Source organism: Rhodospirillum centenum SW (assembly GCF_000016185.1).
Taxonomy (GTDB): domain Bacteria; phylum Pseudomonadota; class Alphaproteobacteria; order Azospirillales; family Azospirillaceae; genus Rhodocista; species Rhodocista centena.
Genome location: NC_011420.2, coordinates 2,825,148 through 2,838,589, shown reverse-complemented (window position 1 = coordinate 2,838,589; position 13,442 = coordinate 2,825,148). Strand labels below are relative to the sequence as shown.

The window sequence follows — 13,442 nt, the reverse complement described above, 5'->3', positions numbered from 1 at the left end:
GCCCCTCGTTGATGTGACGCAATGACTGCCGTCACTCATGCCCGCGCTCCGGTCGCGGGACCTCCGGATGGTCCTGGCCCGGCCCGCGGATGCGGACCACCTCCACGTCGCCGGCAGGGGCGGCCTGATCGCCGCTGACGCGATAGAGGATGACATGCCCGGCGACCACGGCTTGGCGAGTGCCGTCGCTCCCGCCGCGCAGCGGCCAGAGAAACGGGGTGCGGGCAAGATCGCGGATACCTCGCAGGATACGGGTGACCGTCGCCTTCGCGCGCGGTCCGGCGCCCGCCTGGGTATACCAGTCCCTGATGTATTGAAGATCGCGGACCGCCGCGGGGGAGAGGAAGACCCTCCGGCCCATGCGTCAGCGGCGGTCGTCCCGCCCGGCCCCGGCCGTGGGCATCGGGCGTTCCCCGGCGCCGTCCCAGGAGGCGACCCAGGCTTCGACATCCTCCAGCGCGATCCGTTCGCCGCGGTCGAGCTGGGCGACGCCGGTCTCCACGGCGCGGCGCAGATCCGCGTCGCCGGTCCGGCTGCCGGCGGCGTCCGTCGAGGCGGGATGGGGGCGCGGGATCGGAGGCATGGGAGGACTGTAGCACGCCAATGACGCCACCGTCCAACACCGGACCGGCCCGCGCTGATCCTCGCCACGGGCGTCAAGGACGGCATTCCCCGCGCCTGTCTGCTTCCCATCACGCACACGGAGCCTGCGGCGGGACGGGGCATCCCGATCCCCGCGAAGGTCAAGCCGCATCTCGGGCTGGACGCCGCCCCCTCCTGGATCATCGTTGACGACATCAACGTGACCCGATGGCCGGGCTTCGACCTCCGGCCCCAGCGGTCCCCGCGCAAATGGATATGGCCGGGCGGCGGGGGCGATCCTATTCTCGTTCAGGACCTCAGACAGGGAGTGGTGTGTTGATGACGGCACGTTCCAGATCCGGCCAGACCCCATCCGGCCGGCCGGCCGGCAATCGCCCGACCGGCGGCGTCCCCGCTCCGGGGGCCGCGTCCCGGGCCCTGATCGGGGCCGCCCTCGGGCTGGCCCTGCTGGCGCTGCCGGCGACGGGCGCCTCCGCCGCTTCCGCCGCGACAACCAAGGATGCCAAGACCGTGGCCTTCAAGCAGAGCAGTTTCGGTCCGCCGCCGGTGGCGAAGGTCGCCCCGACCACGCTTGAGAAGCATGGCGACGTGCGGGTGGACGACTATTTCTGGATGCGCGACCCTGACTATCCGACCGTGGACGACGAGGCGATCCTGGCCCAGCTGAAGGCCGAGAACGCCTATATCGACCAGGTGCTGGGCGGCGAGGAGACGGGCCTGCGCAAGTCGCTGTTCGACGAGATGCTGGCCCGCATCAAGCAGGACGACACCGGCGTCCCCTACCGCGAGGGCGACTGGGAGTACCAGTCCCGTTTCGAGACGGGCAAGCAGTACCCGATCTTCGTCCGCCGCCCCTGGGGGAAGACCGACGCCCCCTTCGCCACCATCCTGGACGTGAACGAGCTGGCCGGGCGCACCGGCTACACCCGGGTCGGCGCCTTCGCCCCCAGCCCGGACGGCCGCTATCTCGCCTTCGCCGAGGACGATGACGGCTCGATCCGCTTCACCGTCCGCATCAAGGACCTTCAGACGGGCAAGTTCCTGCCCGACCTGACGGAGACGAGCAGCGCCTCCCTGGCCTGGTCGGCCGACGGCAAGTACCTGTTCTACAACCTTCAGGACGAGAACATCCGGCCGAAGAAGATCCTGCGCCACACCCTGGGCGAGGCGCCCGGCAACGACGTGGTGGTGCATGAGGAACCGGACGGGCCCTGGACCGTGGGCATCGGCCGCACCCTGTCGGGCGAACTCCTCGTCATCTATTCCGACAACAATGCCACCAACGAGGTGCGGCTGCTGCCGGCCGACAGGCCGGAGGCGAAGCCGACCCTGTTCGTGGAGCGCAAGCCCTTCGTCGAGACCTATGTCACAAACCAGGGCGACACGCTCTGGATCCGCACCAACGACACGCACCGGAACTTCCGGCTGGTCAAGGCGCCCGCCGCCGACCCGCGCAAGGAGAACTGGGTCGAGGTCCTCCCCGGCGACGACCACGTCTATCTGACCGATGTCATCGCCTTCAAGGACTGGCTGGTCATCTTCGACAAGCTGGACGGCCAGGACCGGGTGCGGGTGCGCGATGCCCAGGGCAACGAGCACACGGTCGCCTTCCCCGACGCCGCCTTCACCGTGGGCGCGGGCGCCAACGAGCATTACGAGACCGGCACGCTGCGCCTGTCCTACCAGTCGCTGGTGACGCCGCCCACCACCTACGACTACGACATGAAGGCCCGCACCCTGACCGTGCGCAAGGTGCAGGAGATCCCCAGCGGCTACGACGCCAGTCTCTACACCAGCGAGCGGCTGATGGCCCCGGCCCGCGACGGCCGGACCATGATCCCGGTCAGCATCGTCTACCGCAAGGACCGGCCGACCGACGGTTCGGCGCCGCTGCATGTCTACGGCTACGGCTCCTACGGCTACGGCACCGACCCGACCTTCTCCCCCAGCCGGCTGTCGCTGCTGGACCGCGGCTTCGCCTTCGCCATCCTGCATGTGCGCGGCGGCGACGATCTCGGCCGCGGCTGGTACGAGGACGGCAAGCTGGAGCACAAGGTCAACACCTTCACCGACTTCATCGACGCCACGCAGTTCCTGGTGAAGAAGGGCTATGCCCGGGCGGGCAATGTCAGCCTGTCCGGCGGCTCGGCCGGCGGCCTGCTGGTCGGGGCGGTGATGAACATGGCGCCGGAAGGGCTGTACGGGGCCGCGGTCGCCCATGTGCCCTTCGTGGACGTCGTCACCACCATGCTGGACGACAGCCTGCCGCTGACCGCGGGCGAATATGACGAGTGGGGAAATCCCAACGAGAAGGACGCCTATTTCCGGATGAAGTCGTACAGCCCCTACGACAACGTCACGGCCCGCGCCTATCCGCACACGCTGATCACGGCGGGCATCGCCGACAGCCAGGTGACCTACTGGGAACCGGCGAAGTGGGCGGCGCTGCTGCGGGCCAGGAAGACGGACGACAACGTGCTGCTCTCCTACACCAACCTGGGCGCCGGGCACGGCGGCGCCTCGGGCCGGTTCGACAAGCTGAAGGAGGTGGCGCTGTCCACCGCCTTCCTGCTGCGGGCGCACGGGGTGCAGTAACGGGTATGGCGGGCGGCCCGTCGCAGGGCCGTCCGCTCCCCCGCCGTCCGCTTTCCCTGCCATCTGCCGGAACGCCTTCGGGGCCGATGGGCGTTGCCCCGGACCCCGCCCCTGGACGATAGTCCGACCGCCCGGAACATCGGGTCGGGGGGAACGGGTGGCCGAAGGGGAATTCATACGGACCGGACGGGACGGGGCCGCATCGCCGGGGTCCGCGCCATCGGGCGTCGCACAGGCGGGTGGCGCACGGGCAGAGGGGGCGCCCTCGGGAGGACCGCAGCCGACCGTGCTGGGGCTGACCGCCGTCATCGTCGCGGTGACGGAGGAGGTGCCGCGCGTGCTGGCCGTGCGCCGCCTGACCCACGACCTCGCCACGCCCGAACAGCGCAGCGCGCGGGAGGAGGGGCCGGATGCCGCCCCCGCCGACAGCCTGCCCTTCGGTCCCTTCGCCCCCGAGCGCGACCGCACGCTGGAACTGGGCCTGCGCCGCTGGGTGTCGGAACAGACCGGCCTGCCGCTGCGCTATGTCGAGCAGCTCTACACCTTCGGGGACCGCTACCGCGATCCGCGCGAACTGGACGGCGGGCCGCGCGTCGTCTCGGTCGGCTACATGGCGCTGGTGCAGGAGGCGCCGCTCTCCGGCTCGGGCGGGGCGGAATGGCACGACTGGTACGACCACTTCCCCTGGGAGGACTGGCGCGACGGCAAGCCGGACCTGCTGACCCAGACCATCCTGCCGGCCCTGCACCGCTGGGCCGCCGCGGCCCCGGACGAGGCCGCCGGGCGCAAGCGGGCCGAGCGCGTCTCCACCACCTTTCCGGCGGATGACGACCTCTGGGACCCCGAACGGGTGCTGGAACGCTACGAGCTTCTCTACAGCGCGGGACTGGTGGAGGAGGCCTGGCGCGACCGCGCCCTCCGCGCCCCCCACGGCCTTGCCGATCCCGACTGGACCGACGCGCCGGCGGCGGCGGCCGGCCTGGGCACGCCGATGGCGCACGACAACCGCCGCATCCTGGCCGTGGCACTGGGCCGTCTGCGCGGCAAGCTGAAGTACCGTCCGGTCGTCTTCGACCTGCTGCCGGCGCAGTTCACCCTGGGCCGGTTGCAGGTGGTGGTGGAGGCGCTGTCGGGCGTGCGGCTGCACAAGCAGAACTTCCGCCGTCTGGTCCTGGCCGGCGGGCTGGTCGAGCCGACCGGCGCGCTGGAGGCGAACACGGGCGGCCGCCCGGCGGAACTGCACCGCTTCCGCCGCGACGTGCTGCGCGAACGCGCCGCGGCCGGCGTCGGCCTGCCGGCCATCCGCATCACGGAGTAGGGGCGATCCCTTGACCGAGATGCGTTCTGAGCAATATCGTCCGCAGTATGAGACTGGTCCTTGATACGGACGTGATGCTCAGCGGCCTGATGAGTCGGATGGGCGCGTCCCGGGTCATTCTCATTGCGGCATGGGAAGGCGTCGTCACCCCGCTGGTCAGCCTGTCCACCCTGCTGGAGTACGAGGCCGTCCTCAAGCGCCCGGGGAATCTGATCGCCATGGGGCTTTCCCGCGCGGAGGTGGACCGTTTCCTGGATCAGTGGACGGCCCTTGCGGACTGGGTGGAACCGCATTTTTCCTGGCGCCCTTCCATCCGGGACCCGGATGACGAACTGTTCGTCGACGTTGCCCTGAACGGGGCAGCCGACATGATCGTGACGTTCAACCTGCGGGATTTCCGCCCCGCCGATGACCGGCATCCCGGCCTGGGAATCCCGGTCGGCCGGCCGGGCGACGTACTGGGGAGGCTCGAATGGCGACCGTCAGCAACTTCGCTCTCCGCGTTCCGCCATCGATGATGCAGGAACTGAAAGAGCGGGCCGAGAAGGACGAAACCTCGGTCAACCAGCTCATCGTCATGGCGATCGCCGAGAAGCTCGCCGCTCTGCGCACGCGGGAATACTTCGCCCTGCGGCAGGCCCGTGCCGTCCCCGGCGACTTCGAGCGGCTGCTCGCCAAGGCGGGCGGCGCCTCCGTGCGGGAGGGCGACGAGATCCCCGAGGGCTGGCTGGAGCGCACCGGAGCGGACGGCGCGGACGCGGCCCGGTAGTCCGGCCGGGACTGGCGGAACCGGGTGGGCGACATTACCTCCGGGGCGCGCGACCGATGCGCAGAACCAAGGGAGGACCCATGAGGACGGCAACGAAGATGCTCGCCACGGCAGTGCTGGCGGGTCTGGCGCTGGCGGGGCCGGCCCGCGCGGACACGGCGTCCGCGGACCGGACCCACGCTGACCTGACGCCGGCGGCGCTGGACGCCGCCACGGCCGCGGCGTTGGAAACGGCGCTGGCCGGCGCGCATCGCTCGGACGCCAACAAGGCGCGCGACGTGTACCGCCACCCGAAGGAGACGCTGGCCTTCTTCGGCCTCTCCGCCGATCAGACGGTGGTCGAGATCTCGCCCGGCGGCGGCTGGTACACCGAAGTGCTGGCCCCCGTCCTCAAGGACAAGGGCCGCTATGTCGCCGCCGGCCCGGACCGGCAGAGCAAGAGCGAGTACATGCAGCGCACCCTGGCCCGCTTCGACGAGAAGCTGAAGGCCGCCCCCGAGGTCTACGGCAAGGTGGAGGTGGCGGAGTTCGGTCCGGACGATCTGGCCCCGGTGCCGGCGGGCACGGCCGATCTGGTGCTGACCTTCCGCAACGTCCACAACTGGATGGCGGCCGGCTGGGCCGAGCAGGCCTTCGCCGCCATGTATGCGGCGCTGAAGCCGGGCGGCGTGCTGGGCGTGGTCGAGCACCGCGCCGCCGCCGACCAGCCGCAGGATCCCAAGGCCGCCAGCGGCTATGTCCGCCAGGACACGGTGATCGCCCTGGCGGAGAAGGCGGGCTTCACCTTCGCCGGGTCCAGCGAGGTCAACGCCAACCCCAAGGACACCAAGGATCATCCCAAGGGCGTCTGGACCCTGCCGCCGACGCTGACGCTGAAGGACCAGGACCGCGACAAGTACCTCGCCATCGGCGAGAGCGACCGGATGACGCTGAAGTTCGTCAAGCCGGCGGGCTGAGGCAGGCCATGGACATCCGCCCGGACTCTCCGGTCCAGGACCCCCGGACCCTGTCCGTGCCGCCGGCCTCGCTGCGCACGGAGCGGCTGGTGCTGCGGCCGTTCCGGGCGGATGATCTGGCGCCGTTCGCGGCGTTGAACGCCGATCCCGAGGTGATGCGCCACTTCCCGGAGACGCTCAGCCGGGCGGCGAGCGACGCCCTGGTCGATCGGATCATGGCGCATTACGACCGGCACGGCTTCACCTTCTGGGCGGTGGAGGTGCCGGGCACGGCCCCCTTCGTCGGCATGGTGGGCCTGCTGGTGACGGCGTTCGAGGCGCATTTCACCCCTTGCGTGGAGGTCGGCTGGCGCCTCGCCCGTCCCTGGTGGGGCCGCGGCTACGCCACGGAGGCGGCCCGCGCCTGCCTGTCGTTCGGCTTCGGCACCCTGGGGCTGGCGGAGATCGTCGCCCTGACCCGGCCCGACAACCGCGCCTCCCGCGCGGTGATGGAGCGGCTGGGCATGGCGCGCAACCCGGCGGACGATTTCGACCATCCCCGGCTGGGCCCCGACCATCCGATGCGGCGGCATGTGCTGTACCGGCTGCGGGCCGGGGATCATCGTGCCGGGGGCCATCTGTCCGGGGGCCATCTGTCCGGGGGCCATCGGGCCGGGGGGCCTGCGGCCGGAGGCTGACCGGCACCGGCCCCCGTCAGCGCCGGAACAGGGCGGCCAGTTCCAGGTGCGGCGACCAGAGGAACTGGTCGATGGGCGTGACCTCCAGCAGGCGGTAGCCGCCCTCCACCAGCGTGCGGGCGTCGCGCACGAAGGTGGCCGGGTTGCAGGACAGCGCCACCACGGCCGGCACGGCGGACCGGGCCAGCTCCGCCGCCTGCGCCTGGGCGCCGGCGCGGGGCGGGTCGATCACCACGGCCTGGAAGCGGGCCAGCTCGGCGGCCGTCACCGGATCGCGGAACAGGTCGCGCCGCTCCATCGTCAGGCGGCCGGCAAGCTGCCGCGCCCCCTGGTCCAGCGTGGCCAGGGCCTGGGCGTCCCCCTCCACCGCGTGGACGCGGGTCCGGGCCGCCAGCGGGAAGCCGATGGTGCCGCTGCCGGCGAACAGGTCGGCCACGCTCTCCGCCCCGGCGCAGCCGGACAGGGCCGCGGCGACCAGGGCGGCCTCCCCCTCCCGGCTGGCCTGGAGGAAGGCGCCGGGGGCGGGGCTGACCGTGACGCCGCCGAAGCCGACCAGCCCGGTGCGGCGGCGGGCCACCGGCAGGGCGTCGCCGCCCGGCTTCGTCCGGTAGGACAGCCGCGCCAGATCCTGCGCCCCGGCAAAGGCGGACAGGGCTTCCAGCCGCGGCAGGTCCGGCTCCGGCAGCCCCTCCAGCACCAGGTCGGGACCGTCGTCCAGCAGGGTCAGGGCGACATCGATCTGCTGCCCGTCGGACAGGATGTCCGCCAGCACCGCGCGCAGCGGCGCCAGCAGTGCCGCCAGGGCCGGCGCCAGCACGGGGCAGGTCTCCACATCCACCAGCCGGTGCGAGGCGCGCTCGTTGAAGCCCAGCCAGAGCCGGCGGCCCCGCCGCACGGCCGTCAGCACGGCGCGGCGCCGGCTTCCGGGGGGCGTTCGCACCAGCGGGTTCAGCCGCACCTCCGGCCCCGCCAGCCCGGCCCGCTCCAGCGCCGAGGCCAGCAGGTCCGTCTTCCAGGCGGCGTAGGTCGCGTCGTCCATGTGCTGGAGCGCGCAGCCGCCGCACAGGCCGGCGTGCGGGCAGGGCGGGTCGGCCCGGCCGGGCGCTTCCGCCAGCAGGGTCACGGGCACGGCCTCCCAGCCGTCCGCCCGCGGCTCCCCGAAGGTCACCATCATGCGGTCGCCGGCCAGCGCCTGCGGCACGTAGAGCCGGTGGCCCTGCCACTCGGCCAGACCGTCGCCGCGGGCGCCGACGCGCTCGACCACGATCTCGACGGGGCCGCGGACGGGCGGTTCGGGGCGGGACTCCGACCGGCGTTCCGGCCTGTTCCCGGGGCGGCCGCGCCCGGGGGGACGGCGCGGGCTCACAGCAGGAACTCCGACAGCGCGTCGCGCATGTCCGCCGGCAGCGGGATCGGACGCCGCGTCTCGCGGTCGATCAGCACGGTCACGGCCTCGCTGGTGGCGCAGCAGCGCCCGTCCACGAACAGGCCCGCGCCCGTCGTCCAGCTCGTGCGGCCGACCCGCAGCACGCCGACGCCGATGCGCAGCTCGTTCGGGAAATGGATCTCCGCCCGGAAGTCGATCGCCAGCCGGGCCAGCACGACGGCGGTGCCGCGCATCAGGACCGGCAGCCCGGCGGCGTCGTGCAGGCCCAGCCGGCCGCTCTCGAAATAGACGCCGATCGAGTTGTTGTTGGCATGGCCCAGCGGGTCCAGATCGGCGAAGCGGACATGCTCCCGCACCCAGATCCGGTAGGCGCCGGACGCGGCCAGATCGGGGGCCGGGACGGGCGGGGCATCGCCGCGGGAACGGGACTCCAAGGAACCTCCGGACAGACATCGGGTTGACGGGAACGGCATAGGTGCTGCCCGTCGATTTGGCAAGCGGCGCAGGGAAATCGGTGATATGAGGGGCGCGTCGAGCTACCCCCAAGACGGGAAAGGGTCCTTCCCATGACTGACACCAACAATTCTGCCGCAGAACAGCTGTTCGACAAGGCGCTGGACATCGCCGAGAGGCACCTGGAAGCGGCCATGAAGGAGGGCGGCTCCCTCTCGGCCTACGTCGCGGTGGCCATGATCGAGGTGGCCGTCAATCAGGCGGTCGACGAGACCAGCCATGAGGATGTCGTCGACATGCTGCGCGATCTCGCCAACCAGATCGAGCAGGACGGCGAGGACGACGAGGAATAGGGTTTCCCGGACCCGTCGGCGGAACGGGGCCGAACGGCCCCGTTCCGTGTCTGCCGGGCGCCCCTTCCTGGCGCCCCTGCCAGGCGCTCCCATGCCCCTTCACGCCGGATCAGATCCCGCCGGTGTCATACCGCCTGCGCCAGCGGCCGCTCTCCCCCCAGCGCCCGGGCCACGGTTTCCGCCAGATGTTGTGGTGCGAAGGGTTTGTCCAGATGGGCCCAGCGCCCGCCGCCATCGCTGCCCGTCCGGTCATAGCCGGTCATCAGCACCACGGCCATGCCGGGCCGCAGCTCCGCCGCCCGTGACGCCAGCGTCCGCCCGTCCATGCCGGGCAGTCCGATGTCCGTGAGCAGCAGGTCGAACTCCCCGTTTCCGTCCGGGCTGCCGGCCAGCCGTTCCAGCGCCGCTTCGGCCGAGGCGCAGTCCTCCACCCGGTAGCCCAGGTCGCGCAGCAGCGCCACGGTGGAAAGCCGCACCAGCGCCTCGTCCTCCACCAGCAGAACGCGCGCGCCCTGTACCCCCGTCATGGCGGGGGGCGACGGCTCGGCCGGCTGCGATGGCACGGACAGGCCGGGACGCGCCGGGAACGACAGGTGGAACACGGTGCCGCGGCCCGGCGCCGTCTCCACCCGGACCTGTCCGCCCGACTGGCGCACGAAGCCGTAAAGGCTGGCCAGCCCCAGCCCCGTGCCCTTGCCCGGCGGCTTGGTGGTGAAGAAGGGTTCGAACATCCGCTGCGCCACCTCCGGCGTCATGCCGGTGCCGGTGTCGGCCACCGTCAGAACCACCTGGGGCGTGCCGTCCTCCGCCAGTTCCACCCCGGCGCGGATTTCCAGCCTGCCGCCCCCGGGCATGGCGTCGCGGGCGTTCACGGCCAGGTTCAGCAGCGCGTTCTCCAACTGCACCGGGTCCACCAGGACGGGCGGCAGGCGACGGCCGGCCGTCACGCTGACCTCCACCCGCTCTCCCACGGCGCGCCGCAGCAGCGGCAGGATGTCGTGCAGCAGCCGGCCAGGGTCGGTCGGCTGTGGTTCCAGCGGCTGCATGCGGGCGAAGGCCAGCAGCCGGCGGACCAGTTCGGTTCCGGCCCGCGCCGCCTTCAGCGCCCCCTCCAGCCGTTCCGCTGCGCCGGCGGGGTCGCGCCGGGCCAGTTCCAGATTGTTGACGATGGCCGTCAGCAGATTGTTGAAATCGTGCGCCACGCCGCCGGTGAGCTGCCCCACCGTCTCCAGCTTCTGGGCCTGGAACAGGCGTTCCTGCGCCTGCCGCCGCTCGGTCACGTCGCGGGCAGAGCCCAGGATGCGGGTGATGGCGCCCGCATCGTCGCGCAGCGGCACCAGCAGGACCTCGTAGTCGCGCTTTCCCTCCGCCCCGGCGCTGCTCTCCTGATAGACCTGCCGCTCGCCGGTCTCGACGCAGCGCCGGCACCAGTCGCGCCGGAGGGGACCCGGCCCGGCCGGTTCCAGCGTGTCCGGTTCCAGCATGTCCGGTTCCGGCATGTCCGGGCCGCGCCCGCGCAAGGCCGCAAGTCCCGGCCCGGCGGCGGCCTCGAAGGCGGGGTTCACATCCTCGATCCCGAAGCCGCCGTCCGGGCGCACGGCCAGCACGAACTGAAGGTCGCCGGTGTTGGCGAAATAGCCGCGGTAGCGGGCCTCGCTCTGGCGCAGAGCCTGCTCGGTCGAGGCCCGCCGCGCCGCCTCGTGGCGCAGCGACGCGACCGCCCCCTGCTCCCGCCGGGCCGAGCGCCGGGCCAGCAGGGCCAGCGGCAGCAGCAGCAGCATCGCCGCCAGCCCGACCAGGAGGGTCACCAGCGCATCACGCCGCCAGGGTGCATAGATCTCCCACGGTGTCCGCCCGGCCAGCACGGCCAGCGGATAGCGCCCCAGCCGCCGGAAGGCGACCAGCCGCGTGATCCCGTCCGGCGTCACGGCGCGCGGGATCAGCCCCTGCGAAGTGTCGTTGATCTGCCGCACCAGGGGGGAGTCGTCGGCATGGCGGTCCGTCCCGTCCCGGGGCAGCGCCGGCCAGCGCGCCAGCACCGCCCCGTCCAGCCGGACCAGCGCGACCGCGGTGCCGGGAAGGCTCACGGCAGAGCGCCAGAACTCCAGGAAATAGTCCGGCCGGATCGACGCCAGGGCCAGCCCGTCGAAGCTCCCGTCGGGCCGCTCCAGCCGGCGGGCGAGGTTGAAGTGGGGCCGGCCCGTCATGCGGCTGGGCAGGGTCTCGCTGACCGCCAGCGAGCCGCCCTGCCGGAGCTTCTGGAAGTAGCTGCGGTCCGCGATGTCCACGCCGGCCGTCGGGAACATGCGGCTGGACAGCCGCACCTGCCCGTCGCCATCGACCAGGGCCAGGGAATCGAGCTGGGCGTAGCGGGCGACCATTCCCGCCATCCAGCCGTGCAGGTCCTGTTCCTGGGCGATCCGGTCCCAGCCCATGTCCCGGGCCCGGCGGGTCTCGGCCCGGCGGGCCATCTCCGCGACCAGCAGCTCCTGTGTCTCGAAGACCTTCAACGCGTGCTCGTACAGCACGTCCGTATCCCGCAGCAGGCCGGCCTCCGCCTCGCGGCGCACCTCGACACGGTTGAGGGAGATGATCGCGCCCAGCATCAGCAACGGAACGGCGATCGTTGCGGGGACCAGCCATCGGAAATATTTCATGGACCTTCCCGCAGCCTTGCGGAGTTCATCGGCCCTGCTGCCGGTCCTGTCCCGTCGGAAATAAGGAAAACTATACTTCCGAGGTAGTACGATCGGTGCACATTTCGATGAGGCGGAAGAATTCAGCCATTTTTCCTTCGGCTCGCAGCAGATATTACTTGGAAAGCAGGGTCGTGTCCATGACCGCCTGCCGGTACAGGTCGGCATAGTGCCGGGCGGAGGCGGCCCAGCCGACATCCCGCCCCATGGCGTTGCGCTGCACCGTCCGCCACAGATCCGGCCGCCGCCACAGCGCCGCCGCCCGCTCCATCGCGTGGATCAGGGGCATCAGGCCCACGGGCTCGAAGACGAAGCCCGTGGCGCTGCCGTCGGCGAGGCTCGACTCCGTCACGTCCGTCACCGTATCGGCCAGTCCGCCGACGCGCGACACCAGCGGCAGCGCCCCGTAGCGCAGGGCGTACATTTGGGTCAGGCCGCAGGGCTCGAAGCGCGACGGCACCAGCAGCACGTCGGCGCCGGCCTGGATGCGGTGCGACAGGGCCTCGTCATAGGCGCGCACCAGCCCGACGCGGCCGGGATGGTCGTGCATGGCCGCCGCTGCCGCCTGCTCCAGCACCTTGTCGCCGGTGCCCAGGATGGCGAGCTGGCCGCCCAGGGCCAGCAGGCGCGGCAGCGCCTCCAGCACCAGGTCGATGCCCTTCTGGTGGGTCAGCCGGCTGACGACGGCGAACAGCGGGCCGTCGGGGACGGAGCCCAGGCCGAAGGCGTGCCGCAGTTCCGCCTTCGCGGCCTGCCGCGCCTCCAGCAGGGTGGCGTCGTAGCGCGCCGGGATCAGCGGGTCGGACGCCGGGTTCCACAGCCCCAGGTCCACCCCGTTCAGGATGCCGCTCAGGTCGCGGGCGCGGGCGCGCAGCAGCCCGTCCAGCCCGAATCCCATCGCCGGGCCCTGGATCTCCTGCGCGTAGGTCGGGCTGACGGTGGTCAGCTTGTCGGCATAGTAGAGACCCGCCTTCAGCAGCCCGATCTTCCCGTGGAACTCCAGCCCGTGGATGGAGAAGCTGTGCGGCGGCAGGTCCAGGTCCGCCAGCAGGGCGGGCGGGACCAGCCCCTGGAAGGCCAGGTTGTGGATGGTGAAGACGCTGACCGGGCGCTTCGCCCCCGTCCGTTCTGCGGCGAAGCGCAGATAGGCGGGGACCAGCCCCGTCTGCCAGTCGTGGGCATGGATGATCTCGGGCCGCCAGCCCTCGCCGTCGCCCTCCAGGCCGATGCGGGCGGCCGCCGCCGACAGGCTGGCGAAGCGCAGCGCGTTGTCGGGCCAGTCCGTCCCGTCGGCGTCGCTGTAGGGGTTGCCCCCGCGGCCGAAGAAGGCGGGCAGGTCCAGGGCGTAGAGCGGCACCGCGGGGTCCAGCGCCCCCGGCCCGCGCGCCCCGTCCGCCGTCCCCGTTCCGGCCAGCAGGCGGCCGCCCGGGACGCCGGCCCCCGGCAGGGGCGGCAGGTCGCGCAGCGGCCGTGCCTCCCCCAGCGCCGCCAGCACCGGCGGATAGCCGGGCAGCAGCAGGCGCGCATCGATCCCCAGTTCCCGCAACGCCGCCGGCAGGGCGGCCACGACATCGGCAAGGCCGCCCGTCTTCACATACGGGAAGCACTCGGAGGCAACGAACAGAACCCGCATGG

General features: G+C 72.0%; 13 protein-coding genes. 7 read left to right on the top strand and 6 right to left on the bottom strand.

All coding sequences use genetic code 11. The features are described 5' to 3' along the window. Positions 1 to 31: 31 nt before the first annotated feature. Positions 32 to 361, bottom strand: a complete 330-nt coding sequence (locus RC1_RS13190; protein ID WP_012567911.1) for a type II toxin-antitoxin system RelE/ParE family toxin — start codon at positions 359 to 361, stop codon at positions 32 to 34. 3 nt (positions 362 to 364) lie between these two features. Beyond that, complete coding sequence (locus RC1_RS13185) at positions 365 to 583, bottom strand: hypothetical protein (RefSeq protein ID WP_041785357.1); 219 nt, start codon at positions 581 to 583, stop codon at positions 365 to 367. 338 nt (positions 584 to 921) lie between these two features. Here RC1_RS13185 and RC1_RS13180 point away from each other — a divergent pair, with 338 nt between their 5' ends. From RC1_RS13180 to RC1_RS13155, 6 genes are all read left to right on the top strand, one after another. Continuing rightward, entirely contained in the window at positions 922 to 3,198 is a 2,277-nt protein-coding gene (locus RC1_RS13180; RefSeq protein WP_012567909.1) for a S9 family peptidase, read from the top strand. A gap of 286 nt (positions 3,199 to 3,484) precedes the next feature. Continuing rightward, positions 3,485 to 4,516 carry an NUDIX hydrolase gene (locus RC1_RS13175; protein ID WP_012567908.1) on the top strand — a complete coding sequence of 344 codons (1,032 nt, stop codon included), beginning with the start codon at positions 3,485 to 3,487 and terminating at the stop codon, positions 4,514 to 4,516. Positions 4,517 to 4,563: 47 nt separating this feature from the next. Next, positions 4,564 to 5,034 (top strand): putative toxin-antitoxin system toxin component, PIN family, encoded by a 471-nt coding sequence (locus RC1_RS13170; protein WP_012567907.1) that lies wholly within the window; start codon positions 4,564 to 4,566, stop codon positions 5,032 to 5,034. Next, positions 4,989 to 5,285: a toxin-antitoxin system HicB family antitoxin gene (locus tag RC1_RS13165; protein WP_012567906.1), complete on the top strand. Its 297-nt coding sequence runs from the start codon at positions 4,989 to 4,991 to the stop codon at positions 5,283 to 5,285. The genes RC1_RS13170 and RC1_RS13165 overlap by 46 nt, the downstream gene beginning before the upstream one ends. An 80-nt stretch (positions 5,286 to 5,365) precedes the next feature. Continuing rightward, positions 5,366 to 6,241: a class I SAM-dependent methyltransferase gene (locus RC1_RS13160; protein WP_202795540.1), complete on the top strand. Its 876-nt coding sequence runs from the start codon at positions 5,366 to 5,368 to the stop codon at positions 6,239 to 6,241. Positions 6,242 to 6,249: 8 nt separating this feature from the next. Beyond that, complete coding sequence (locus RC1_RS13155) at positions 6,250 to 6,918, top strand: GNAT family N-acetyltransferase (RefSeq protein WP_012567904.1); 669 nt, start codon at positions 6,250 to 6,252, stop codon at positions 6,916 to 6,918. A gap of 16 nt (positions 6,919 to 6,934) precedes the next feature. Here the strand turns inward: RC1_RS13155 and RC1_RS13150 are convergent, their stop codons facing one another. Further along, positions 6,935 to 8,284: a class I SAM-dependent RNA methyltransferase gene (locus RC1_RS13150; protein ID WP_012567903.1), complete on the bottom strand. Its 1,350-nt coding sequence runs from the start codon at positions 8,282 to 8,284 to the stop codon at positions 6,935 to 6,937. Next, positions 8,281 to 8,739 (bottom strand): acyl-CoA thioesterase, encoded by a 459-nt coding sequence (locus tag RC1_RS13145; RefSeq protein WP_012567902.1) that lies wholly within the window; start codon positions 8,737 to 8,739, stop codon positions 8,281 to 8,283. Before RC1_RS13145 ends, RC1_RS13150 begins: the two co-directional genes overlap by 4 nt. A 132-nt stretch (positions 8,740 to 8,871) precedes the next feature. Between RC1_RS13145 and RC1_RS13140 the strand changes: the two genes are divergently transcribed. Next, the gene (locus RC1_RS13140) at positions 8,872 to 9,111 is read left to right on the top strand and encodes a hypothetical protein (RefSeq protein ID WP_012567901.1); all 240 of its coding nucleotides are present in this window, start codon (positions 8,872 to 8,874) and stop codon (positions 9,109 to 9,111) included. 125 nt (positions 9,112 to 9,236) lie between these two features. On the opposite strand, the gene RC1_RS20205 is transcribed toward RC1_RS13140, so the two are convergent. Continuing rightward, positions 9,237 to 11,768 (bottom strand): ATP-binding protein, encoded by a 2,532-nt coding sequence (locus RC1_RS20205; RefSeq protein ID WP_012567900.1) that lies wholly within the window; start codon positions 11,766 to 11,768, stop codon positions 9,237 to 9,239. 154 nt (positions 11,769 to 11,922) lie between these two features. Continuing rightward, positions 11,923 to 13,440, bottom strand: coding sequence for a glycogen synthase GlgA (gene glgA / locus RC1_RS13130; RefSeq protein ID WP_012567899.1), 1,518 nt, complete (start codon positions 13,438 to 13,440; stop codon positions 11,923 to 11,925). Positions 13,441 to 13,442 lie beyond the last annotated feature (2 nt).